At 66.2% G+C, this 25,182-nt stretch carries 19 protein-coding genes; 14 read left to right on the top strand and 5 right to left on the bottom strand.

Annotated features, from left to right (window positions below; genetic code table 11):
- The 14 genes from AC1DKV_RS23435 to AC1DKV_RS23370 form a co-directional block, all read left to right on the top strand.
- The coding region (locus AC1DKV_RS23435; protein WP_477138097.1) for a 2-oxo acid dehydrogenase subunit E2 at positions 1–718 on the top strand (718 nt) is incomplete at its 5' end.
- A 13-nt stretch (positions 719–731) separates the two neighbouring features.
- Positions 732–2,495, top strand: coding sequence for a dihydrolipoyl dehydrogenase (gene lpdA / locus AC1DKV_RS23430; protein ID WP_477138096.1), 1,764 nt, complete (start codon positions 732–734; stop codon positions 2,493–2,495).
- A 167-nt stretch (positions 2,496–2,662) separates the two neighbouring features.
- Positions 2,663–4,957, top strand: coding sequence for an NADP-dependent malic enzyme (locus AC1DKV_RS23425; protein WP_477138095.1), 2,295 nt, complete (start codon positions 2,663–2,665; stop codon positions 4,955–4,957).
- Positions 4,958–5,008: 51 nt separating this feature from the next.
- Positions 5,009–6,361 carry a dicarboxylate/amino acid:cation symporter gene (locus AC1DKV_RS23420; protein ID WP_477138094.1) on the top strand — a complete coding sequence of 451 codons (1,353 nt, stop codon included), beginning with the start codon at positions 5,009–5,011 and terminating at the stop codon, positions 6,359–6,361.
- Between the two features lie 13 nt (positions 6,362–6,374).
- Entirely contained in the window at positions 6,375–7,733 is a 1,359-nt protein-coding gene (locus tag AC1DKV_RS23415) for an NAD(P)/FAD-dependent oxidoreductase (protein WP_441615725.1), read from the top strand.
- Between the two features lie 77 nt (positions 7,734–7,810).
- Positions 7,811–9,502, top strand: a complete 1,692-nt coding sequence (gene phaC / locus AC1DKV_RS23410; protein ID WP_477138093.1) for a class I poly(R)-hydroxyalkanoic acid synthase — start codon at positions 7,811–7,813, stop codon at positions 9,500–9,502.
- Positions 9,503–9,566: 64 nt separating this feature from the next.
- Complete coding sequence (locus tag AC1DKV_RS23405; RefSeq protein WP_477138092.1) at positions 9,567–10,742, top strand: acetyl-CoA C-acetyltransferase; 1,176 nt, start codon at positions 9,567–9,569, stop codon at positions 10,740–10,742.
- 29 nt (positions 10,743–10,771) lie between these two features.
- Entirely contained in the window at positions 10,772–11,518 is a 747-nt protein-coding gene (phbB, locus tag AC1DKV_RS23400) for an acetoacetyl-CoA reductase (RefSeq protein ID WP_441615720.1), read from the top strand.
- 98 nt (positions 11,519–11,616) lie between these two features.
- A complete protein-coding gene (locus AC1DKV_RS23395) occupies positions 11,617–12,276 on the top strand; it encodes a DUF6781 family protein (protein ID WP_477138091.1) in 660 nt (219 codons plus the stop codon).
- A gap of 129 nt (positions 12,277–12,405) precedes the next feature.
- Positions 12,406–13,809: a cytochrome ubiquinol oxidase subunit I gene (locus tag AC1DKV_RS23390; protein ID WP_477138090.1), complete on the top strand. Its 1,404-nt coding sequence runs from the start codon at positions 12,406–12,408 to the stop codon at positions 13,807–13,809.
- Positions 13,810–13,814: 5 nt separating this feature from the next.
- Positions 13,815–14,810: a cytochrome d ubiquinol oxidase subunit II gene (locus AC1DKV_RS23385; RefSeq protein ID WP_477138102.1), complete on the top strand. Its 996-nt coding sequence runs from the start codon at positions 13,815–13,817 to the stop codon at positions 14,808–14,810.
- 196 nt (positions 14,811–15,006) lie between these two features.
- The gene (locus AC1DKV_RS23380; RefSeq protein ID WP_477138089.1) at positions 15,007–16,782 is read left to right on the top strand and encodes a sensor histidine kinase; all 1,776 of its coding nucleotides are present in this window, start codon (positions 15,007–15,009) and stop codon (positions 16,780–16,782) included.
- Entirely contained in the window at positions 16,775–18,133 is a 1,359-nt protein-coding gene (locus AC1DKV_RS23375) for a sigma-54-dependent transcriptional regulator (protein WP_477138088.1), read from the top strand. The genes AC1DKV_RS23380 and AC1DKV_RS23375 overlap by 8 nt, the downstream gene beginning before the upstream one ends.
- Before the next feature lie 72 nt (positions 18,134–18,205).
- Positions 18,206–19,447 (top strand): polyhydroxyalkanoate depolymerase, encoded by a 1,242-nt coding sequence (locus tag AC1DKV_RS23370; RefSeq protein WP_477138087.1) that lies wholly within the window; start codon positions 18,206–18,208, stop codon positions 19,445–19,447.
- Here AC1DKV_RS23370 and AC1DKV_RS23365 read toward each other — a convergent pair.
- The 5 genes from AC1DKV_RS23365 to AC1DKV_RS23345 all read right to left on the bottom strand — a co-directional run bounded on the left by AC1DKV_RS23365 (position 19,408) and on the right by AC1DKV_RS23345 (position 25,155).
- The gene (locus AC1DKV_RS23365; RefSeq protein ID WP_441615710.1) at positions 19,408–19,701 is read right to left on the bottom strand and encodes a hypothetical protein; all 294 of its coding nucleotides are present in this window, start codon (positions 19,699–19,701) and stop codon (positions 19,408–19,410) included. The genes AC1DKV_RS23370 and AC1DKV_RS23365 overlap by 40 nt on opposite strands.
- 74 nt (positions 19,702–19,775) lie before the next feature.
- Positions 19,776–20,723, bottom strand: a complete 948-nt coding sequence (locus AC1DKV_RS23360; RefSeq protein WP_477138086.1) for an amino acid ABC transporter substrate-binding protein — start codon at positions 20,721–20,723, stop codon at positions 19,776–19,778.
- Between the two features lie 87 nt (positions 20,724–20,810).
- Complete coding sequence (locus tag AC1DKV_RS23355) at positions 20,811–22,124, bottom strand: dicarboxylate/amino acid:cation symporter (protein WP_477138085.1); 1,314 nt, start codon at positions 22,122–22,124, stop codon at positions 20,811–20,813.
- 343 nt (positions 22,125–22,467) lie between these two features.
- Entirely contained in the window at positions 22,468–23,574 is a 1,107-nt protein-coding gene (locus AC1DKV_RS23350) for a C45 family autoproteolytic acyltransferase/hydolase (protein ID WP_477138084.1), read from the bottom strand.
- Between the two features lie 33 nt (positions 23,575–23,607).
- Positions 23,608–25,155 (bottom strand): biotin carboxylase, encoded by a 1,548-nt coding sequence (locus tag AC1DKV_RS23345; RefSeq protein WP_477138083.1) that lies wholly within the window; start codon positions 25,153–25,155, stop codon positions 23,608–23,610.
- Between the last annotated feature and the right edge of the window lie 27 nt (positions 25,156–25,182).

Below are 25,182 nucleotides of genomic sequence, written 5' to 3'. Positions count from 1 at the left end.
GCCCAAGGTCGACTTCGCCAAGTTCGGCCCGGTCGAGCGCAAKGAACTGAGCCGCATCAAGAAGATCTCGGGCGCCAACCTGCACCGCAACTGGGTGGTGATCCCGCACGTCACCACGCACGACGAAGCCGATATCACCGACCTGGAGCAGTTCCGCGTGCAGATGAACAAGGAACTGGAGAAGAGCGGCGTCAAGATCAGCATGCTGCCCTTCATGATGAAGGCAGCCGTGGCCACGCTCAAGAAATTCCCCGAGTTCAACGCCAGCCTGGACGGCGACACCCTGGTGCTCAAGCAGTACTACCACATCGGCTTCGCGGCCGACACGCCCAACGGCCTGATGGTGCCGGTGATCCGCGACGTCGACAAGAAGAGCATCCCCGACATCGCGCGGGAGATGGGCGAACTGGCCAAGCTGGCGCGCGAGGGCAAGCTCAAGCCCGACCAGATGTCGGGCGGCACCTTCACCATCAGCTCGCTCGGCGGCATTGGCGGCATCAACTTCACCCCCATCATCAACGCGCCCGAGGTCGCGATCATGGGCGTGTGCAAGAGCTTCTGGAAGCAGCACTCCAGCGATGGCAAGAACTGGGCTTCGCGCCTGACGCTGCCGCTGTCGTTGTCATGGGACCACCGTGTCATCGACGGCGCCGCGGCGGCCCGCTTCAACGTCTATTTTGCCAACCTGCTCGCCGATCTGCGGCGTGTGCTGTTCTGAGGGGCGCGCTGCAATGACCCAACGTGTCGAAGTCAAAGTGCCGGATATCGGTGATTTCAAGGATGTCACGGTGATCGAGGTCATGGTCAAGCCCGGCGAGACCATCGCCGTGGATACCAGCCTGATCGCGGTCGAGTCCGACAAGGCCTCGATGGAGATCCCATCCACCCACGCCGGCGTGGTMAAGGAGATCACCGTCAAGGTCAACGACAAGGTGAGCGAGGGATCGGTGATCCTGGTGGTGGAGGCTGCCGAGGCCGCTGCAACCGCTGCGGCACCCGCCGTGCCCGCGGCCCCATCGGCGCCGCCCAAGCCAGCGCCAGCCGCCGCGCCCGCGCCCAACGCCGCCAGCTACACCGGCAAGGCGGACCTGGAATGCGAAATGCTGGTGCTGGGCGCCGGCCCCGGTGGCTATTCCGCCGCGTTCCGCAGCGCCGACCTGGGCATGAAGACCGTCCTGGTGGAGCGCTACGACACGCTTGGCGGGGTCTGCCTCAACGTGGGCTGCATCCCCTCCAAGGCGTTGCTGCACACCGCATCGGTCATGGATGAAGTGGCGACCCTGMCCGACCACGGCATCCGCTACGGCGCGCCCGAKATCGACCTGGACAAGCTGCGTGGCTTCAAGGACAGCGTCATCAAGAAGCTSACCGGCGGCCTGGCCGGCATGGCSAAGGCGCGCAAGGTCGAGGTGGTGACCGGCGTCKGCAGCTTCCTCGACCCGTATCACCTGGAGGTGGTGGCGGCCGATGGCGGCAAGCGCGTGATCAGGTTCGCCAAGGCCATCATCGCGGCGGGCAGCCAGGCGGTGAAGCTGCCGTTCATGCCCGACGACGAGCGCGTGGTCGACTCCACCGGCGCGCTGCTGCTCAAGTCGATCCCCAAGCGCATGCTGGTGGTGGGCGGCGGCATCATCGGGCTGGAGATGGCCACGGTCTACTCCACGCTGGGCACGCGCATCGACGTGGTGGAGATGCTCGATGGCCTGATGCAGGGCGCGGACCGCGACCTGGTCAAGGTGTGGGAGAAGAAGAACACCCACCGCTTCGACCACGTCATGCTCAAGACCAAGACGGTGGGCGCCAAGGCGACGCCCGCCGGCATCGAAGTCAGCTTCGAGGGCGAGAAGGCGCCGGCCCCGCAGGTCTATGACCTGGTGCTGGTGGCGGTGGGCCGCAGCCCGAATGGCCGTGCCATCGGCGCGGAAAAGGCCGGCGTGGCCGTCACCGAGCGCGGCTATATCGACGTCGACCGGCAGATGCGCACCAACGTTGCGCACATCCACGCCATCGGCGACATCGTCGGCCAGCCGATGCTGGCGCACAAGGCCGTGCATGAAGCGCACGTGGCGGCCGAGGCCGCGCACGGTGAAGCGGCATTCTTCGACGCACGCCAGATTCCGTCGGTCGCGTACACCGATCCGGAAGTGGCGTGGGCCGGMAAGACCGAGGAGCAGTGCAAGGCCGAAGGCATCAAGATCGGCAAGGCAGTGTTCCCGTGGGCCGCGTCMGGTCGCGCCATCGCCAACGGGCGCGACGAGGGCTTCACCAAGCTGCTGTTCGACGAAGCCACGCATCGCGTGATCGGCGGCGGCATCGTCGGCACGCACGCCGGCGACCTCATCAGCGAGGTGTGCCTGRCCATCGAGATGGGCTGCGAGCCCGCCGACATCGGCAAGACGATCCACCCGCACCCGACGCTGGGCGAATCCATCGGCATGGCCGCCGAGGTATTCGAGGGTCATTGCACCGACTTGCCGCCGGTGAAGAAGAAATAGGCTTGTCGGGCGTCCGAGTGAGCGCGATGCCGCACCACGGCAGCAGTGTTTATGCGCCCACCTGGAAGTCCGACCCACCAGACAGATCTGGCAAGGCCGCCACACCGGCCTTGCATCCCGCACCAAGCACACCTGATCCGACGCCCCGGCGGCGCCATGGAGACAATATGACMGACAACCTGCGCGAAGCCGCACTCGATTACCACCGCTACCCGACCCCCGGCAAGATTTCCGTGACGCCGACCAAGGCCATGGCCACGCAGCGCGACCTCGCCCTCGCCTACTCGCCGGGCGTCGCCGACGCCTGCATGGAGATCGTGCGCGATCCGGCCGAGGCGATGAACCTCACGTCGCGCGCCAACCTGGTCGCCGTGATTACCAACGGCACCGCGGTGCTGGGCCTGGGCAATATCGGGCCGCTGGCGGGCAAGCCGGTGATGGAGGGCAAGGGCTGCCTGTTCAAGAAGTTCGCCGGCATCGATGTATTCGACATCGAACTGGCGGAGGACGACCCGGATGCGCTGATCGATACCATCGCCCGCATGGAGCCGACCTTTGGCGGCATCAACCTGGAAGACATCAAGGCGCCCGAGTGCTTCTACATCGAGAAGAAGCTGCGCGAGCGCATGAAGATCCCGGTCTTCCATGACGACCAGCACGGCACCGCCATCGTGGCTGCCGCGGCCATCCTCAATGCGCTCAAGCACGTCGGCAAGGATATCTCCGAGGTCAAGCTGGTGGCTTCCGGCGCGGGCGCGGCGGCGCTGGCCTGCCTGGATCTGATCGTCAGCCTGGGCCTGCCGATCGGCAATGTGTTCGTCTCCGACAGCAACGGCGTGGTCTATCTTGGCCGCAAGGAGCAGATGGACCCGAACAAGGCACGCTACGCGCAGGACACCTCCGCGCGCACGCTGGCCGACATCATCGGCGGCGCGGATATCTTCCTGGGCCTGTCGGCTGGCGGCGTGCTCAAGCCCGAAATGGTCAAGGTGATGGCACGCGACCCGATCATCCTGGCCATGGCCAACCCCACGCCGGAGATCGCGCCGGAGGATGCGCTGGCGGTGCGCCCCGATGCCATCCTGGGCACCGGGCGCTCGGATTACCCGAACCAGGTCAACAACGTCCTGTGCTTCCCGTTTATCTTCCGCGGCGCGCTGGACGTGGGCGCCACCACCATCAACGAGGAAATGAAACTGGCCGCCGTGCGGGCCATCGCCGAACTCGCCCACGCGGAGATCCCTGAAGTGGTCGCCCAGGCATACGGCGCGGTGGGCCTGCGCTTCGGCGCCGAATACCTGATCCCCAAGCCGTTCGACCCGCGCCTGATCGAAGCGGTGGCGCMCGCCGTGGCCCGTGCCGCGATGGACAGCGGCGTGGCAACGCGCCCGATCGCCGACATGGAGGCGTATCGCCAGCGCCTTGGCCAGTTCGTCTACCAGTCGCGCAGCGCCATGGGGCCGGTGTTTGCCGCCGCCAAGCGCGCGCCMAAGCGGGTGATCTACGCCGAAGGCGAGGACGAGCGCGTGCTGCGCGCCGCCCAGGTGGTGATCGACGAGGGCATCGCGCGCCCGTTGCTGGTAGGCCGCCCCGATGCGATCGTCGAGCGCATTTCCCAATTCGGCCTGCGCCTGCGGCCCGGCGTGGATTGCGAGTGCGTGGATCCGCTGGACCCCGCCGTCTACCGCGACGCCGCCGAGGCGTACTACCAGCTGAGCTCCCGCGACGGCGTCTCGCGCGCGCTGGCACAGACGGAGGTGCGCAGCCGCGGCACGCTGCTGGGCGCCATGCTGGTGCGCCAGGGCCGGGCCGACGCCATGCTGTGCGGCACCGTTGGCCGCTTCCAGGACCATCTCGCCTACGTGCGGGACACCATCGGCCTCAAGTCCGGCAGCGAGACACTCGCGGCCATGCAGATGCTGATGCTGCCCGGTCGGCAGCTGTTTATCTGCGACACCCACGTCAACCTCGACCCGACGGCCCAGCAGATCGCMGACATCACCCTGCTGGCGGCCGAAGCGGTCCGGCGCTTCGGCATCACGCCCAGCGTGGCCCTGCTTTCCCACTCCAACTTCGGCGGCTCCACCGCGCCGGCGGCGGTGAAGATGCGCGAAGCGCTGGCACTGGTCAAGGCGCGCGAACCCTCGCTGGCCGTGGAAGGCGAGATGCGCGGCGATGCGGCGTTGTCCAGGCAGATCCTGGAGCACGAGTTCCCCGAATCCTGCCTGCCCACGGAAGCCAACGTGCTGGTGATGCCAAACGTGGATGCCGCMAACATCTCGTACAACCTGATGCGCATCGCCGCGGGCGGCGGCATCACGGTGGGAGGCATCCTGCTCGGCGCCGCGCGCCCGGTGCACATCCTGACGTCCTCGTCCACGGTCCGCCGCATCGTCAACATGAGCGCCGTGGCAACGGTCGACGCCAACGCGCAGCGCGCAACGGCCTGGGCGCTCGATTGAGCGGCCCTCCCCCCGGCGCCGGCGACAAGTAAAACCACAAAGGAGACACCCATGGACAATCAGAGTCACCCCAAGCCGTTTTACCGATCCCTGTACTTCCAGGTCATCACCGCGATCGTTATCGGCGTGATCCTGGGGCACTTCTATCCGCAGGCCGGCGCGGCGATGAAACCGTTGGGAGACGGCTTCATCAAGMTGATCAAGATGATCATCGCGCCGATCATCTTCTGCACCGTGGTGGTAGGCATCGCCGGCATGGAGGACATGAAGAAGGTCGGCAAGACCGGCGGGCTGGCGCTGCTGTACTTCGAGGTGGTGAGCGGCATTGCGCTGGTCGTCGGCCTGGTGATCATCAATATCGTCAGGCCCGGGGCGGGCATGAATGTCGACGTGAGCACGCTYGATACCAAGAGCATTGCCGCCTACACCGAGCCGGGCAAGATGCAGGGCACGGTGGATTTCCTGCTGCATGTGATCCCCAATACCGTGGTGGACGCCTTTGCCAAGGGCGAGATCCTGCAGGTGCTGCTGTTCGCCGTGATGTTTGGTTTCGCCCTGCATAAGTTTGGCGGGCGCGGCACGCTGGTGTTCGATTTCATCGAGAAGTTCTCGCATGTGCTGTTCACCATCGTCGGCTACATCATGAAGGTGGCCCCCATCGGCGCATTCGGGGCGATGGCGTTCACCATCGGGAAATACGGCGTGGGCTCGCTGCTGCAGCTTGGCCAGCTGATGGCGACGTTCTACGCGACCTGCCTGTTCTTCATCTTTGTCGTGCTTGGCGGCATCGCGCGCGCGCATGGGTTCTCGATCTGGAAGTTCATCAAGTACATCAAGGAGGAACTGCTGATCGTGCTGKGCACGTCGTCGTCCGAGTCGGTGCTGCCGCGGATGATGGCCAAGCTGGAGAACCTGGGCGCGCGCAAGTCCGTCGTGGGGCTGGTGATCCCTACCGGCTACTCGTTCAACCTGGATGGCACGTCCATCTACCTGACCATGGCGGCCGTGTTCATCGCCCAGGCGACCAACACCGACATGAGCCTGACGCAGCAACTCACGCTGCTGGCCGTGCTGCTCCTCACCTCCAAGGGCGCCGCCGGCGTCACCGGCAGCGGCTTCATCGTGCTGGCGGCCACGCTGTCGGCGGTGGGGCATGTGCCGGTGGCTGGCCTGGCCCTGATCCTGGGCATCGACCGCTTCATGTCGGAGGCGCGCGCCCTGACCAACCTCATCGGCAACGGCGTGGCCACGGTGGTGGTCGCCAAATGGACCGGCGACCTGGATGTTGCGCGTATGCACCGCCGGCTGGACAACGAATCGGATGCCGAGGCCGACGAGCCGGAAGCGGTGCTGGATCCGCTGGTTGCCCGCATGCCGGCCCCCGGCACCACCCTGACCCGGTGAACGGCAGGCCACGATGAAACCCTCCACMTATCGTCCCGGTGCTTCCCTGAAGGCACCGCATCGCATCGTCATCGTCGGCGGCGGCGCGGGCGGGCTTGAACTCGCCACCCGGCTGGGCGACACCCTCGGCCGGCGCGGGCAAGCCGAAGTCACGCTCATCGAGAAGACCCGCACCCACGTGTGGAAGCCCAAGCTGCACGAGATCGCCGCCGGCAGCATGGACATGAGCGCCCACGAGGTGGGCTATCTCGCGCAATCGCACTGGCACCACTTCCGCTACCGCGTCGGCGAAATGGTAGGCCTGGACCGGGAGCGCCGGGAGGTGCTGGTGGCGCCTTATGTAGACGACGAAGGCGCGCAGATCACGCCGCTGCGCACCTTTGGCTACGACACCCTGGTCATCGCGGTGGGCAGCCAGAGCAATGACTTCGGCACGCCGGGCGTCTACGAGCACGCCATGCGCCTGGAGTCCGCCGCGGACGCGCTGCGCTTTCACTCGCGCATGGTCAACGCCTGCATCCGCGCCCATGCGCAGACCGCGCCCCTGCTGGCCCAGCAGCTGCACGTAGCCATCATCGGCGCCGGCGCCACGGGCGTGGAACTGGCGGCCGAGCTGCACCGCACCACCCGCGAGGTGGTGGCCTTCGGCCTGGACCGTGTCGACGCCGACAAGGACATCCGGGTCACGCTGATCGAAGCCGCGCCGCGCGTGCTGCCGGCGCTGCCGCCGCGCTTGTCCAGCGCCACGGAGGGCCTGCTGCGCAAGCTCGGCGTGGAAGTGCTCACCGACGCCAAGGTGGCCGAGGTGCTGCCCGGTGGCGTGCAGCTGGGCGATGGCCGGCTGCTGCCGGCRGAGCTGGTGGTATGGGCGGCGGGCGTGAAGGCGCCCGACTTCCTCAAGGATCTTGCCGGCCTTGAAACCAACCGGATCAACCAGCTGGTGGTGCACCCCACGCTGCAGACCAGCCGCGACGAGAACATCTTCGCGATTGGCGACTGCGCGGCGTGCGCATGGCCCGAGGCCAACCAGGGCAAGGGCGGCTTCGTGCCGCCGCGCGCCCAGGCCGCGCACCAGCAGGCTTCGCACATGGCCAGGCAGGTCCGCGCCCGCATGGCGGGCAAGGCGCTGGCCAACTATCGCTACCGCGATTTCGGCTCGCTGGTATCGCTGGGCGAGTTCAGCACCGTGGGCAACATGATGGGCGGCCTGATCGGCGGGAGCCTGATGGTGGAGGGATTGTTCGCCCGGATGATGTACCTGTCGCTCTACAAGATGCATGAACTGGCATTGCACGGCTTTGCCAAGGTCGCCCTCGACACGCTGGCGCGCTCCATCGTCAGGCGCACCGAGCCGCATGTGAAGCTGCACTGAGCCCCGTGCCGCCGTCCCGCACACGCACACGCACAAGCACAAGCACACGCACAAGCAACCGCACTCTTCCGGACCCCATGACCAATCCCACCTCCGATCCCTCCCGCTGGATTGCCGAGCTCTTCAGCGCGCAACAGACCATGCTGCGCGCGTTCGGCGCCGCACCCGGAGAGGCGCCGCAAGACGCCGACGCCACGCCCGCGCCGGTCTCCATGCTGGCGGCGGCGCGCGCGCTCGCCGCCTGGCCGGAACAGGCCCTCAGGCAAATGAGCGCGCTCTGGCCGGCGGGCGAGCCCGCCGGCAGCCCGGACCGCCGCTTTGCCGCACAAGCCTGGCGCGACGACCCGCGCTTTGCGCTGGCGGTGCGCCATTACCAGAGCTACGCCACGCTGCTGCAAGGCGCGATCGAGCAAGCGCCGGCCGATGCGCAGACMAAAGGCCAGTGGCAATTTGCGCTGCGCCAGGTGCTGGATGCGCTCAGCCCGGCCAATTGCCTGGCCACCAACCCCGAGGCGCTGCAGCTGGCGGTGGACTCCGGCGGCGCCAGCTTGGTGGAAGGCATGCGCCTGTTCCTGCAGGACCTGGCCAAGGGACGCGTCTCGATGACCGATGAGCAGAGCTTCGAGGTCGGGCGCAACGTGGCCACCACGCCGGGCGCGGTGGTGTATGAGAACGAGCTGATGCAGCTCATCCAGTACGCGCCGGGCGCGGGCAARGTCCATCAGCGCCCGTTGCTGATCGTGCCGCCCTGCATCAACAAGTTCTACATCCTCGACCTGCAGCCCGAGAACTCATTCGTCGCCCATGCGGTGGCGCAAGGGCATACGGTCTTMCTGGTGTCCTGGCGCAACGTGGAGCAAGCGCAGGGACACCTGACCTGGGACGACTACCTTGAACAAGGCGTGCTGCGCCCCATCGATGTGGCGCAGGAGATCAGCGGCGCCGACCGCGTCAACACCCTGGGCTTCTGCGTCGGCGGCACGCTGCTGGCCTGCGCGCTGGCCGTGGCCGCCGCGCGCGGCCAGGACAAGGTTGCCAGCGTCACGCTGCTCACCACGATGCTGGACTTCGTTGATACCGGCGAGATCGGCCTGCTGGTCAACGAAGCCATGGTCGCGATGCGGGAGGCCACGATCGGCCGCGGCGGGCTGCTGCGCGGCCGCGAGCTGGCCCATGTGTTCGCCGCGCTGCGCGCCAACGACCTGATCTGGCCCTATGCGGTCAACAGCTACCTGAAGGGCAGCGCGCCGCCGGCGTTCGACCTGCTGTCCTGGAACTGCGACGACACCAACCTGCCGGGGCCGATGTACTGCTGGTACCTGCGCAACGCTTACCTGGAGAACCGCCTGCGCGTGCCGGGCGGCACCGTGCAATGCGGGGAGCCGGTGGACTTTGCCCGGGTCCGGGTGCCCGCTTTCCTCTATGCCTCGCAGGACGACCACATCGTGCCGTGGGGCAGCGCCTATGCCACCACGCGCCTGTTGGGCGGCCCGACGACCTTCGTGCTGGGCGCCAGCGGCCACATCGCCGGCGTGATCAACCCGCCGGCCAAAGGCAAGCGCCACCACTGGACCGGCCCGCTCCAGGGCGATCCGCAACGCTGGCTTGACGGCGCCGAGCGCGCCGAAGGCAGCTGGTGGCCGGCCTGGACCCGCTGGCTGGCGCAACACGCCGGCGCGCGCACCGCTACGCGCCGGTCGCTCGGCAACGCCGCCTACCCCGTGATCKAGCCCGCACCCGGGCGCTACGTCAAGGCGAAGGCCGGCTAGCTATCCGCAGTCTGGCCTGCCAATCCCCTATCCACCCTACCCCCGATTCACCMAGGAGAGTCACATGGAAGATGTTGTTATCGTCGCCGCAGCCAGAACCGCCGTCGGCAAGTTCGGCGGCTCGCTGGCCAAGGTGCCGGCCCCCGAACTCGGCGCCACGGTCATCAAGGCCTTGCTCGAGCGCAGCGGCCTGAAGCCGGAAATGGTCGACGAGGTGCTGCTGGGCCAGGTGCTGACCGCGGGCAGCGGGCAGAACCCCGCGCGCCAGGCCGCCCTCAAGGCGGGCCTGCCGAACACCGTGCCCGCCATGACCATCGGCAAGGTCTGCGGCTCCGGCCTGAAGGCCGTGCACCTGGCGGCCCAGGCCATCAAGTGCGGCGATTCGGATATCGTCATCGCCGGCGGCCAGGAGAACATGAGCGCATCGCCGCACGTGCTGGCGGGATCGCGCGACGGCCAGCGCATGGGCGACTGGAAGCTCACCGACACGATGATCGTCGACGGCCTGTGGGACGCCTTCAACCAGTACCACATGGGCACCACCGCCGAGAACGTCGCCAAGGCGTACAACATCTCGCGCGAGCAGCAGGACGCGTTCGCGGCCGCGTCGCAGCAGAAGGCCGAACAGGCGCAGAAGACCGGCCGCTTCAAGGACGAGATCGTGCCGGTCTCGATCGTCTCGAAGAAAGGCACCGTGATCTTCGATACCGACGAGTTCATCAAGCACGGCACCACCGCCGATGCCCTGGCGGGCCTGCGGCCGGCCTTCGACAAAGCCGGCTCCGTCACCGCCGGCAATGCCTCCGGCCTGAACGACGGCGCCGCGGCGGTCCTGATGATGTCGGCCAGCAAGGCGCGCGAACTGGGACTCAAGCCCCTGGCCCGCATCGCCTCCTATGCCTCGGCCGGGCTCGACCCGACCATCATGGGCATGGGCCCGGTCCCGGCCTCGCAGCGTTGCCTGCAAAAGGCCGGCTGGAGCATCAACGACCTGGACCTGATGGAGATCAACGAGGCCTTCGCCGCCCAGGCGTGCGCGGTCAACCAGGAGATGGACTGGGACGMCAGCAAGATCAACGTCAATGGCGGCGCCATCGCCATCGGGCATCCCATCGGGGCATCGGGCTGCCGCATCCTGGTCACCCTGCTGCACGAGATGGCCCGGCGCGACGCCCGGCGCGGCCTGGCGTCGCTATGCATCGGCGGCGGCATGGGCGTGGCGCTGGCTGTCGAGCGCTAAGACAGCATTCATTACACAAGGAGAAAACGATGAGCAAGCAACGCGTAGTACTGGTCACGGGCGGCATGGGCGGCCTGGGTGAAACCATTTCCACCAAGATGGCCGATGCCGGCTACCGGGTGGCGGTCACCTATTCGCCGGGCAACACCACCCATGGCGAATGGGTCCAGCAGATGAAGGCGCGCGGCTACGACATCCTCGCCGTGCCCTGCGACGTGGCGGACCTCGATTCGTGCGCGAAGGCGGTGGCGGCCGTGATGGAAGTCGCCGGCCCGGTCGACGTGCTGGTCAACAACGCCGGCATCACGCGCGACATGACCTTCAAGAAGATGGACAAGGTGAACTGGGACACGGTGCTGCGCACCAACCTGGACAGCCTGTTCAACATGACCAAGCAGGTCGCCGACGGCATGGTGGAGCGCGGCTGGGGCCGCATCGTCAATGTCTCGTCGGTCAACGGCTCGAAGGGCGCGTTCGGCCAGACCAACTACTCGGCAGCCAAGGCTGGCGTGCACGGCTTCACCAAGGCGCTGGCGCTGGAAGTCGCCAGGAAAGGCGTCACGGTAAACACCATCTCGCCCGGCTACATCGGCACCAAGATGGTCACCGCCATTCCCGAGGAGATCCTGAACACCAAGATTCTGCCGCAGATCCCGGTAGGCCGGCTGGGCAAGCCGGAAGAAGTGGCGGGCCTGATCATCTACCTGGCCTCCGAGGAAGCCGCCTTCGTGACCGGCGCCAACATCGCCATCAACGGCGGCCAGCATATGCAGTGACGTCTGGCAGTGGCGGCCGGCGCACGGCCGCCGCATGGCCACCGCATGGCCACCGCATGGCAACAGAACAACTACGCAAGGCAGCAACCGGAGACCACATGAAATCCATGGGCATCGATCGCGACGCGCTGATTCAGCAGTTCACGCAAGCGTCGGAGAAGCAAGGCGAATCCCTGCAGCAAGCGGTCCAGCAAGCGACGCTCAAGGCATTGCAAAGCCGGGAACTGACGCTCAAGAGCATCAAGGACACGCTGAAGATGGTCACCCAGGCGGCCTCCTCCGGGGCGGCCAGCAGCGGGCTCGCGGGAGCAGGGCTCGAGCCGATGCTGTCGCAGGTGGCGCAGGGCATGGACGCCGCGCTGGTGCAGGCGGTGGAGGCAAATCGCCGGGCGTTGCAGCAGATCGTCGACCAGGGCGCGCAATTGCGTGAAACGCACCTCAAGAAGGCCGTGGCCKACATCGAGAAGATGGAGGACGCGCTGTTCAGTACGGTGGCCAAATCCATCGGCGAGTTGCCGCAGGCCGTGCAGGGGCCGTGGTCGACGGTGCTGGACGGCATGAAGCTCAAGGGCACGGCCACCGGGGCCAGCGCGACGGCGGTGGTCGAGCAGCTGGCCACCCAGGCGCGCGAGTTCACGCGCGAGGGACGGGCCTTTGCGCAAAACAGCACCGAGGCCTGGCTCGAGCACTACGCCACGCTGGTCAGCGGCGTGCTGATCGGCATGTCGAATGGCTTGAGCGGCGAAGGCAAGCGCTGATCTCGTTCAAGCCACACCGCGGCCCGGCAATCTGCGTTGCCGCACGCCCCTCTCCCGCAAGCGGGAGAGGGGCGCATACCAGCCGCCCCCGCGGCGCCCATCCATAACCCACGGCGGAGGCCCGGATAGATGGATCCCATCCTGCTGGCGCGCATGCAGTTCGCTGCCAACATCACTTTCCATATCCTGTTCCCGACCATCAGCATCGGCCTGGGATGGTTGCTGCTGTTCTTTCGCTGGCGCTACCTGGCGGCCGACTCGCCACAGGTCCGCCATGCATGGCTGAATGCCTACCGGTTCTGGACCAAGGTGTTCGCGCTGACGTTCGCGCTTGGCGTGGTCAGCGGCATCACCATGAGCTTCCAGTTCGGCACCAACTGGCCGGGCTTCATGGAAACGGTCGGCAATATTGCCGGGCCCCTGCTCGCCTATGAGGTCCTGACCGCATTCTTTCTCGAAGCCGGCTTTCTCGGCGTGATGCTGTTCGGCCACGGCAAGGTAAGCGAACGGGTGCACCTGATGTCGACCTTCTTCGTCGCCTTCGGCACCACGCTCAGCGCCTTCTGGATCCTGGCGCTGAACTCCTGGATGCAGACGCCACAGGGCTACGAGATCATCAATGGTGAGTTCCACGTGCAGAGCTGGGTGGCCGTGGTCTTCAACCCCTCCTTCCCCTACCGCTTCTGCCATATGCTGCTGGCCTCGGCGCTGACCTGCGCCTTCCTGCTCGCCGGGCTGAGCGCGTGGCAGCTGCTCAAAGGCACGGCGCAGCTGTCCGCGCCCAAGGTGCTGCGGGTCGGGCTGACCCTTGCCGCGGCCGCGATCCCGCTGCAGATCGTGGTCGGCGACATGCACGGCCTGAACACGCTCGAGCACCAGCCGCAGAAGATTGCCGCCATGGAGGGCGTATGGGAGACGGAGCGCGGCGCGCCCTTGCTGCTCTTCGCCATTCCCGACGCAGGCGCTCGCACCAATCGCGCGGCCATCGGCATCCCCCATCTCGCCAGCCTGATCCTGACCCACCGCTCCGATGGCGAGATCCGCGGGCTGAACACGTTCGGCGATGCGCATCCGCCGGTCCTGCCGCTGTTTTTCGCCTTTCGCGTGATGGTGGGCATGGGCGTGCTGATGCTGGCGGCCAGCTGGCTGGGCTGGTGGTGGTACCGCCGCGCCGGCTGGCAGCCGCAGCGGCTGCCGCGCGCGCTCCTGTGGGGACTCGCGGGCATGACCTTCTCCGGCTGGATCGCCACGGTGGCCGGCTGGTACGTMACCGAGATCGGGCGCCAGCCCTTTATCGTCTACGGCCTGCTGCGCACCGCCGATGTGGCCTCCAGCGTGCCGGCGCCCCATATCGCGCTCACGCTGGCGCTGTTCGTCACGGTGTACCTCGCGCTGATCGTCGCCTATGTCAGCGTGTTGAAGTACCTGGCGGAGAAGCCGGAGGCGCCGCCCGGGGACGAKCCCGCCGGACAAATCACCACTGCGCCCGGCGCCGTCGCCACGCACGCCTTGCCAATMGGGAGCCAGCCATGACCTGGATGCGTTTTGACGATGCCCTGCCCGTGATCTTCATGGCGCTGATKGGCGTGGCCATGCTGGTCTACGTGATCAGCGACGGCTATGACCTGGGCGTCGGCATGCTGATGCACCGGGCCACCCCGGCCGAGAAAGACGTCATGGTGGCATCGATCGGCCCGTTCTGGGATGCCAACGAAACCTGGCTGGTGCTCGGCATCGGCATCCTCMTCGTGGCTTTCCCTAGGGCGCACGGATTGATATTGACCGAGCTCTACCTGCCTGTCACGCTGATGCTGGTGGGACTGATCCTGCGCGGCGTGGCGTTCGACTTCCGGGTGAAGGTGAAGAGCGCGCACAAGCCGATATGGGATCGCCTCTTCTTCGCCGGCTCGACGATCGCGTCGGTCTCGCAAGGTTGGATGCTGGGACGTTACATCAGTGGCTTCGGTACCGGTTGGAACTATCCCCTGTTCGCTGCGGCCATCGCCGTGGCGTTGCCAATGGCTTATGTGCTGCTCGGCGCGTGCTGGCTCATCATGAAGACCGAGGGCGAACTCCAGCAGCGCGCGGTGCACTGGGCCAGGATCGCGTGGGCACCGATGGTATGCGGGCTGGCATTGATCTCGATTGCCACGCCCTGGATCAGCCCGGTGGTGCGCGAGCGCTGGTTCGTGCTGCCGCAGATCGTCGCCCTCGCCTCCATCCCGCTGGTGACCGGCCTCGCGCTCGTGGCCCTGCGCATGCTGCTGAACACCCGCGTGGTGCGCGGGCCGGTGAGCTGGCTGCCCTTCGTGCTGCTGATCGGAGTCTTTGTGCTCAGCTTCCTCGGGCTGGCCTACAGCATCTTTCCGTTTGTCGTGATCCACCGCCTGACCATCTGGCAGGCCGCCAGCAGCCCGGAGGCCTTGAAGGTGATCCTGGTGGGCGTGTGCATCTCGGTGCCGGCCATCGCCGGCTATACGGTGTTCTCGTACCGGGTATTCCGTGGCAAGACCGGCGAGCTCCGCTATGCCTAGCTGGCCCCGGAACATGCTGCGGCGCGACACGACGCACATCCCCGCCGACGGCTGCGCGGGTTTCGCGCAGCCGTGCTCCGGGAGTACACTGCATTCACTCGACCTGTGCCTGGACGAGCACAGGTCTCGCTTCCATCACTGGTATCCGCACGACAAGTCCTGCCTCGCCGAGGACCGCGGAGAAAGGGCTCGCGACATGAATCTMGGCCGTATGCGCATGGGAATCTGGTGCGGTATGGCATTGGTAGCGATCGCGCTGGCCACGTGGCTGGCCTATGCCATGGCGTTGCGCGCCGGGCTCGATCAGCTGCGGGTTGCCGCCCAGCATCGCCTCGATGTCGTGTCCGCGCGGCTTGACGGCGAGTTGTCCCGGTTCGACTACCTGCCATCGTTGCTCGAATCCACCACGGATGTCTTCGCGTTGCTCAGCCGGCCCGATGACGTGGCGCTCAAGCAGCAGGTCAGCCGTTACCTGCACGGCATCACCGCAACCGCCGGCGCCGACAACCTGTACGTCACCCAGCGCTCCGGCCTGACCCTGGCAGCGGCCGACTGGKACCAGCCGGGCACCCCGGTGGGCGCCGATCTCTCGTTCCGGCCGTATATGCGCGATGCGCTCGAGCACGGCCGGGGCCGCTTCTACGGCGTAGGGTTTACCTCCGGGCGGCCCGGCTATTACCTCGCCTACGCGCTACAGCAAGGCGGCGCGCAGCGCGGCGTGGCTACCGTCAAGGTCAACCTCGACGCGGTGGAACGCAACTGGGTCCAGATCCCGGGCAAGGTGCTGGTGGTCGACGCCCGCGATGTGGTCATCCTGGCGTCGCTCGCGCCGTGGCGGCTGCGCCCGCTGGCGCCGCTGACGCAAGCGATGCTGGCCGAGGCCGGCCTGGCGCGCACCTACGGCAAGTCCGACCTGATGCCGCTGGACTGGCAGGTACGCGCCAGGCTGGACGCCCACACCACGCGCGTGCGCCTCGATGGCATGGATTACCTGGCCTCGGAGCGCACGGTCAACCACGGCCTCTGGCGCATCATGCTGCTCGATGACGAACTGCCGGCGCGCAACCTGGCCCGCAACGCCGCCATCGGCGCCCTGCTGGCCTGCATGGTGATACTGCTGCTGGCGCTGGTGATTGCACTGCGCCTGCGCGCCGGGCAACAACAAGCCGCGGCGCAACGCGCGCTGCGCGCCGCGCACGATGGCCTGGAGGCCAAGGTGCTGGAGCGCACGGCCGAGCTGCGCGCGCTGCAGAACGACCTGGTCCATGCCGGCAAGCTGGCCGCGCTCGGGCAGATGTCCGCCGGCGTGGTGCACGAGCTCAACCAGCCGCTGGCGGCCATGCGCACGCTGTCGGACAACGCCGAGGTGCTGCTGGAAAAGGGCCGGCTCAAGGATGTGGCGGGCAATCTCCAGCGCATCGCCAAGCTGATCGACCGCCTTGGCCGCCTGACGCAGCAGCTCAAGGTCTTTGCCTTCAAGTCCCAGGACGCGGTGCAGCCGGTGCTGGTACGCCAGGCGGTGCAGGACGCACTGCTGCTCGTCAGCACCCGGATGCGCGAGCGCGATATCACGGTCAGCGTGGCGATCGACCCCGCCGACATCAGCGTCCTGGCCGACGAGATCCGCATCGAGCAGGTGATGGTCAACCTGCTGGGCAATGCCGCCGATGCCTTGTCGGGCGCGCCGGTGCKGGAGCTGGAGATCCACGCGGCCCGGCAAGAGCACCTCTGCATCGTCACCATMCGCGACACAGGCCCCGGCATCCATCCCGACGTGCTGCCCCGCCTGTTCGACCCATTCATTACAACCAAGCCGGCGGGCAAGGGCCTGGGCCTTGGCCTGATGATCTCGGCGCATATCGTGCGCGAGTTCGGCGGCCGCCTGTACGCCCGCAACCTGGCGCCCGCCGGTGCCGAGTTCGTGGTCGAGCTGCCGCTGGCGCCGTCGCATGAGAGAGAATCCAATGACTGACACCCATCCCATCCGCGTGGTTTTTGTCGAGGACGAGGAGGATGTGCTGGTGGGCAGCTCGCAGGCCCTCGAACTGGCGGGCTTCGCCGTGGACGGCTTTGCCTCGGTGGAGCAGGCGCGCAGCAGCATCGGTATCGGCGAGCCGGTGGTGGTGGTCTGCGATGTCAAGCTGCCGGGCATGAACGGCGTGGCCTGGCTCAACGAGATCCGGCACATCGACCCCGACCTGCCCGTGATCCTGATGACCGGCCACGGCGACATCACCATGGCGGTGCAGGCCATGCGCGAGGGCGCGTACGACTTCATCGAAAAGCCGTGTTCCTCCGAGCGGCTGGTCTCCGTGGTCAGGCGTGCCGCCGACCGGCGCAAGCTCAGCCTGGAAGTGCTGGGCCTGCGCGAGCAACTGGAAAGCTGGCACGGGATCCAGGCCTGCCTGATCGGCCGCTCCGCGCAGATGGAACGGGTGCGCCGCGCCGTGCGCGCGCTGGCCGATGCGCCGGCGGACGTGGTGATCTATGGCGAGACGGGCACGGGCAAGGACCTGGTGGCGCGCTGCCTGCACGACCACAGCGCGCGCCGCAGCGGCAACTTTGTGCCGCTGAACTGCGGCGGCCTGCCCGAAGCCCTGGCCGAGAGCGAGCTGTTCGGGCATGAGGTGGGCTCTTTCACCGGCGCCACGCGGCGGCGCTGCGGCAAGTTCGAGCATGCGCAGGGCGGCACCCTGTTCCTCGACGAAATCGAGAGCATGCCGATGTCGGTGCAAGTCAAGTTCCTGCGCGCGCTGCAGGAGCGCTCCATCGAACGGGTGGGATCGAACGAATCCATCGCGGTGGATTGCCGGGTCATTGCCGCCAGCAAGGAAGACCTGAAACTGCTCAGCGAGCAAAGGAAGTTCCGTGCMGACCTGTACTACCGCATTGGCGTGGCCTTTATCGACCTGCCGCCACTGCGCGAGCGCCGCGAAGATATCCCGCTGCTGTTCGAGCATCTCATCCTGCAGGCCGCCACCCGCTTCAACCGGCCGGCGCCGCTGCTCGGGAACGCGCAGTTCGAGCTGCTGCTGTCCCATTCCTGGCCGGGCAATGTGCGGGAACTGCGCAATGTGGCCGACCGTTTCGTGCTCGGGCTGCTGTCCGATGATTTCGAGCTGCACCGCAGCCACGCCGGCCACGGCAACAGCCTGCCCGAACAGCTTGAGCAGTTTGAACGGGTCGTTGTGATGGAGGAGCTCAAGCGCAACAACTGCGATGTGGCGGCTACCGCTAGGGCGCTCTCCATCCCCAAGCAAACGCTGTACTCCAAGCTGCGCCGCCTGCAGATCGCCTATGACAAGGTGCAGGCCKAGGAGTGATCCACGCTTGAACCTCAATCCCCCCGGTAGCGCGGGGGACGCCCCCATTTTCCAGACTTACAGGCATTCCCCATGCTTTACCAATTCCACGAACTCAAGAGCGCCATGCTGTTGCCGCTCACCGCGCTGGCGCAGGCAACGTCGCGCACTTTCACCAATCCGCTCAGCCCGTTGTCCATGATGCCGGGCGCCAACCGGATGGCCGCCGGCTACGAACTGCTCTACCGCCTGGGCAAGGACTACAAGAAGCCGCCCTTCGACATCAAGTCGGTGCGGTGCCACGGCCGGGACATTCCCATCGTGGAACAGACCATTGTGGAGAAGCCCTTCTGCAAGCTGCTGCGCTTCAAGCGCTATGCCGACGATCCGCAGGTCATCCAGTTGCTGAAGGACGAGCCGGTGGTGCTGGTGTGCGCCCCGCTGTCCGGCCACCACGCAACCCTGCTGCGCGATACGGTGCGAACGCTGCTGCAGCACCACAAGGTCTACGTGACCGACTGGATCGATGCCCGCATGGTGCCCGCGGAGGACGGCCCGTTCCACCTGACCGACTACGTACACTACATCCAGGACTTCATCCGCCAGATCGGCGCGGAAAACCTGCATGTCATCTCCGTGTGCCAGCCGGCCGTGCCTGTGCTTGCCGCCATCTCCCTGCTGGCTTMCGCCGGCGAGGCCACGCCGCGGACCATGACCATGATGGGCGGCCCGATCGATGCGCGCCGCAGCCCCACTGCCGTGAACGCGCTGGCCACCGACAAGTCCTTCGAGTGGTTCGAGAACAACGTGATCCATGCCGTGCCGGCCAACTACCCGGGCCACGGCCGCAAAGTCTACCCGGGCTTCCTGCAGCACGCCGGCTTTGTGGCGACCAACCCGGATCGCCACCTCTCATCGCACTACGACTACTACCAGAACCTGGTCGATGGCGACCTGGACGACGCCGAGGCCCATGTGCGCTTCTACGACGAGTACAACGCCGTGCTCGACATGGCCGCCGAGTATTACCTGGATACGATCCGCGATGTGTTCCAGGAATTCCGGCTGGCCAGCGGCACCTGGGAGATCGGCKGCAAGCCGGTACGGCCGCAGGACATCACGGGCGCGGCGCTGCTGACCATCGAGGGCGAACTGGACGACATCACGGGAGCGGGCCAGACCGCGGCGGCGCACGATCTTTGCTCGGGCATTCCCCGCGCGCGCAAGCAGCATGTGACAGCGCAGGGCTGCGGGCACTACGGCATTTTCTCCGGCCGACGCTGGCGCGAGGAAATCTATCCGCAACTGCGCGCGTTCATCGCCAGCCATCGCTGAGCGTTGCGGGCGCCCGCGGCCAGGCCGGAGGCGCTGAGGATGAATTCCGCAGACGCCGCCGCCGAATCGCGGCGGCGGCAGAGCAAGCCTGACCGAAGCAGCCGGCCGATCTGCCACTGATGGACATACAGCGCGCCGGCAGGCATTTCCGGCGCCTCCAGAAACGCGCCCTGGAGCGGCTCGCCCCAGGGATTGCACGCGACGCGCAGGCGCGCTCCCGCGGCCATCCGGCATAGCAGCTCGATCTGTTTCATGATTCGCCTTCCGGCTGCGCCAAAGCGCGCAGCCACGCCGACCCGACCGCTAGTCCCTTGGTCTGACTGGTCCCTTATTCCGACTGGTCCGGAATGGCCCGTATCAGCTCATCGAGCTGCGCGCTCATGGGCAAGCCGAGCCGCTCGCCGGTGGGCAGCTTGTTCATGAACCATTGCTTGTACGTGCGGTCCAGTTCCCCGGACACGGCCATCTCGCGCACGGCCTTGTCCACCATGGCGGCAAACTGCGGATCACCCTTGCGGAACAAGATCCCGTAGGGATCGTAGGAGAGGAAATCGCCGACAATCTGGAACTTGCCGCCAGCGCCGCCGCTACGCAGAAAACCGTACAGCAGCACATCGTCGCCCGCATAGGCGTCCGCGCCACCGTGCTGCAAAACCTGGAACGCATCGGCATGGTCCCGCGCCTTGATGACGTTCAGCTGCAKGCCGAAGCGAGCCGAGAGCCGCTCGAGCGCCTCCACATTCGTGGTGCCGCCGGTCGCGACTACGGTCTTCCCCTTCAGGTCCCTGAACGACTTGACCGGCGATCCCTTCGGCACCATCAGCTTGGTCCCGGCCACGAAGATCACCGGTGAGAACGACACGCGCTTCAGGCGCTCGACGTTCCTGGTGGTCGAGCCGCATTCCAGGTCGACCTTGCCGGACGTGACCGCATCGAAGCGGTTGTCCGAGGTGACCGGCGCCCATTGAATGCTGACCTCGCGGCCCACCTCCACCGCCGCCGCGTCCACGATCGCGCGGCAGATATCGATGGAATAGCCGACCGGCTTGCCAAGCCTGTCCAGGTACGAGAATGGCAAGGACGACTCGCGATAGCCGATGGTCAGGGTGCCGCTTTCCTTCGCCTTCTTCAGCGTGCCGGCCAGTTCCCCCGCCGGTTGCGCCGACGCCGCGCCGGCAGCCAGTGCCGCGCACAGCGCAACCGCCGMCCACGTCGCGATTCGCCGGCACCTGCGGCTGCCGCGCCCGCCGCCCACCCGTGTTCCATTTGAAAGCATTTGATTTGCACTCCTGCAGTGATCGTTCGCACAATGCCCGGCACACCACGCGCAAGGCCGCCTGCGAGGCGCCCCCGCGCAGGCTGGTCAGGCCTGGACCACGCCCGGCTTGCCKAGCGGGGCGCGCGCGTCGGATGCCGCGCTGTCGCCCTCACCGTCCAGATCCKACTCGCTCGCCAGCTGGCCCTCCCATTTCGCCACCACCGCGGCGGCAATCGAGTTGCCTACCGCATTGGTCGCCGAACGGCCCATGTCCAGGAACTGGTCGACCCCCATGATCAGCAGCAAACCGGCTTCCGGAATGCCGAACTGGTTCAGCGTGGCGGCAATCACCACCAGCGATGCGCGCGGCACCCCGGCCATCCCCTTGGAGGTCAGCATGAGCAGCAGCAACATGGTGATCTGGGTCCCGATCGGCAGATGGATATCGTAGGCCTGGGCGATGAACAGCACGGCGAACGTGCAGTACATCATGGTGCCGTCGAGGTTGAAGGAGTACCCCATCGGCAGCACAAAGCTGGAGATCCTGCGGCTGACGCCGAACCGGTCCAGCGCGGTAAGCATCTTCKGATAGGCGGCCTCCGAGCTGGCGGTGGAGAACGAGAGAAGGAAGGGTTCGCGAATCAGCCGGATCAGCGTGAATACCCGCTTGCCGAGKAAGAAGAAGCCGGCCAGGACCAGCAGGCCCCACAGCACCGCCAGGCCAAGATAGAAGCTACCCATGAACTTGGCGAAGGTGACGAGGATGCCCAGCCCCTGCGTGGTCACGGTGGAGGCAATGGCCGCAAACACCGCCACGGGCGCCATCCACATGACGGCGCCGGTGATCTTGAGCATCGTCTGCGCGAGATCATCGATGACGCCTGCCAGCCGCTTGCCGGTCTCCCCCAGCGTGGACAGCGCGGTACCGAAGAAGATCGAGAACACCACGATCTGCAGGATCTCATTGGTGGCCATGGCCTCGGCCACGGACTTCGGCACCAGGTGCGTGATGAAGTCCTTGAGCGTAAAGGCATTGGTCTTCAGATTGGTGGCCGCGCCCACATCCGGCAATGGCAGGCCGATGTTATGGCCAKGCTGCAGGAAGGTGGCCAGAACGAGGCCAAGCGACAGCGAGATGAACGAAGCCACGATAAACCAGCCGAGCGCCTTCACGCCGACGCGGCCAACGGTACTCGCATCGCCCATGTGCGCGATGCCAACCACCAGCGTGGAGAACACGAGCGGTGCGATGATCATCTTGATCAGCCGCAGGAAGACGTCGGTGAAGATCGATATATAGCCGGCGATCTCCTTGGCCGTACCGGGATCCGGGAAGGCCTTGTTACAGCTATAGCCGACGATGATGCCGAGGATCATCGCAATGACGATGTAGGTGGTAATCGGGCGCTTTTTTTTCATKACTGCTCCTTGGATTCTTGCGAGCCTGCTTTTCCGGTGCGTCAGACTTTCATGTGGGTCGATGCATCGCCGGGCAAATTCCGGCGCTGCCGTAGCTTCCCTCTCCCGCATGGCGGGAGCGGGAGAGGGAGCGGGAGCAAACCAGCAGCGTTATGCTTCCGGCAACTCGCACCCGCATGCAGTGCCCACACTAAAGTCCAAAGCACCACGTTTTCCGAAGCCGCCAACCCCTGATATGTTCAGGCGAATTGGGTCGCCGCGGACCGGAACGGACCGCGTCCTCTTTGTATTCCAGCGGATCAGATGGTTAGCGTTCGGCCAATGGCCGCGCGGTATCTGGTATCTATATGCATGCCTTCCCCGATGACCGATGAGACTKGGAAACTMACTGAAAACTACCCACATCGTCGAGCATCCACCGGCGCGCCGGCGCCACCGCGTGCGGCAGCGCCGTGCTCTCCACGTCGAACTCGATCATTCGGGCGCCAGGCAGGAAATGGCTGCAGGACTGCCGCCAKACGGCATCTGGCCAGACCATCTCGACGGAGCCGTCATAGGGGTGATAGACAGCGCTGTACAACGTGCCGTGGCCACGCCCGTAGGAAGTCTGAAACAGTGGCGGGCGTAGCAGCGCGCGCAGGACAGCCTTGGCATCCTCGGCCTGCCGCACGGCAACCGCCAGCGTCTGCTCCCTGGCTTCGGCCAGGGTCGCATTGGCGTGCGCCGGCCACTCGACGCCATGCTGCAGGTTGCTCACCGCCTGCTTGCGCACCACCTCCAGCGGCCGGTCCGGCGTGACAAACACCGTTGCCCACTGTGCGCGGCGGTCAAGCAGGCTCACCGTGTAGCTCATATGCACCGGGATGCGCGCGAGCATTTCCACCGCCTGGTCGACGTTCTCCGCGAACTCCAGCACGTAGCGCAGGACCAGTGGAATGCCGAATCCATTGCCTACCGCCTTGCGGCCCCCGAACGACAGCGACGCGGCCAGGCCGCTCTCGTTGATGCCGTCAAGCGCGCCCCACAGGCAGTCGTTGACCGCCACCACCCGCTGGCCATGCCACCTGGAAGCCAGCCACACGCCCTCGAGCAAAGCCGGGGCGAAATCGTAATTGCGCAACAGCGCAGGCGTGGCGCCGGCAGCCTGCTGCCCGTCCACCGGCAGCCACACCGCCTGGGAACAACCGGCAATGTAGGGCGGCGGCCCCCACATCGACAGGAAGCGCGCTTCCAGGTCGCCACCCCCGGCCAGCTCGACCAGCCGCTCCCAGGTCGGGACCAGCTCCGGCATATGGTGGCGCAAGGCCTTGCGGCACATCAGGAAGCCGGGCCGCGCGCGATCGCCGTCGCGCAGATACCATTGCCGGTATCCAGGCCAGAATTGCCGGAAGATGTTCTGCCATCGGTGGCCGGGCAAGTCCTCGCTGATCGCTTCGAATGTACAACGCATGAATTCTTGCCCTCTCGTGGTTGGACCTTCGGCCTACAGGATCTTGAATGCGCCCGGCTGCGGCGCCATCTCCGCCAGCGCGGGAACCAGGGGCTTGGCCACGTAGTACTGCTTGATGCCTCGGATCCATTGGTGCGCGCGCTCGTTGAGCTTGAACTCGTCGTTCATCGAACGGCCCCGCGTKATCAGGATGCCAAGATCGGCGCCTTCGTAGCGATAATCGCCCGGCCCGGTGATGCGCAGGAAGAAGGCTTCCTGCTCGCTTTCGATCTCGCGCCGGTTGGAGTCGAAGCGGTGGTAGGACACGGAGCCGTCGGACGCCATGCGATAGATGCCCGAGGGCGGTGYATGGGTCACGATGTCCACGTTGTCCTCGGTGTACTTGATGACCAGCTGGGACCAGCCGTCGATGAACGACTTCTCGGCCCAGCGCTMATTGAGTTCGCGCACATTGAGGTCGAACGGCACACCAGAGAATTCCAGCAGGTGGAACAGGAACAACGGCGCGTCCGCATAGGCGAAGGCCGCGTGATTGGTCATCGGGCTGGCGCCGCAGATGCGGGGATTCAGCTCGCCGAGATACACCTCGCCACTATCGACGTCGATCAGGAAGTCCAGGTCGAAGTAGCCGCGATAGCCCTCCTCCAGCAACTGGTTGCCAAAGCGGAAGGCCATGTCGCGTGCCTTCATCCTGACTTCTTCGGAGAACGCCCCAGGGAAGATCTCGTTGCCGCACCAGCCGCCCTTGTAGGGGGTCAGCTGGCGCGCGCCCACCACCTCGGTCAGCAGCGGCCCGACCAGCGTGCCGGACTGCGTGGCGCGTGCCTCCAGGGTCGCGCCGCGGCAGTTGATGCGCTTCATGATCTTCACTTCGGGGTCGTTGACGATCTCGTCCTTGTGCTTGTTGAAATCGTCCTCGCCGGAAATAAAGAAGGTGGTGTGGCCGGAGTCGCCGAACGCGCTCTGCACCACCAGGTCCCTGCCGAGACCGTAGTGTTCCGCGATCTGCATCAGGTGCTCATAGCTGTCCACCTTCTCCAGGGCATTGGGCACCGAGTGCACGCCCGCCTTGTTGCCGATGCGCACGGTCTCCATCTTGTTGTCGCAGCGGCTGCGCAGCGCAGCCGGAGGGAACCACACGTCCAGCCCGAGTTCGTCGGCGAGCTCTTCGGTCTTCTCGTCGAACATCAGGAAGGTCGCCGCCGCCCTTCCCCCCCGCTGCTCGATCAGCTCGACCACATCCTTGTGCTGCAGCAGGTAGTTATTGATGTCTTCGATCGAGGTGAACTCCTCGTGCGGCAGTTCTTGCGGCACGAAGACATTGGGATGGCGGCCGTCGAAGCAATCGATATAGTTGATGTACTTGAATCGGTTGACCCACTGATCGATGCCCAGGAGATTGAAGTTGGTGGCGCTGATGAAGTAGATGGGCTTCTCGTTCCTGTGGAACATCACGCGCAGATCTGAGACATTACGGACTTTTTGCATCGTGGCTTTCTCCTGATGAACTCGGGGCCGGCTGGACGCGGGTTTCCCGCGGCTCCTGGACAGCCAGGACCGGCATTTTTTCTTTGTCGACATGGGCTCTGTTGCGAGAAGCCGGGCGCC

The organism is Cupriavidus sp. 05T41 (assembly GCF_056396525.1).
This window is presented reverse-complemented; position numbering and strand designations above follow the sequence as displayed.

Excerpts from the sequence above, each read along its gene's own strand:
- phbB (WP_441615720.1), top strand. The coding sequence starts at position 10,772 with ATGAGCAAGCAACGCGTAGTACTGGTCACGGGCGGCATGGGCGGCCTG.
- AC1DKV_RS23365 (WP_441615710.1), bottom strand. The coding sequence starts at position 19,701 with ATGAAACAGATCGAGCTGCTATGCCGGATGGCCGCGGGAGCGCGCCTG.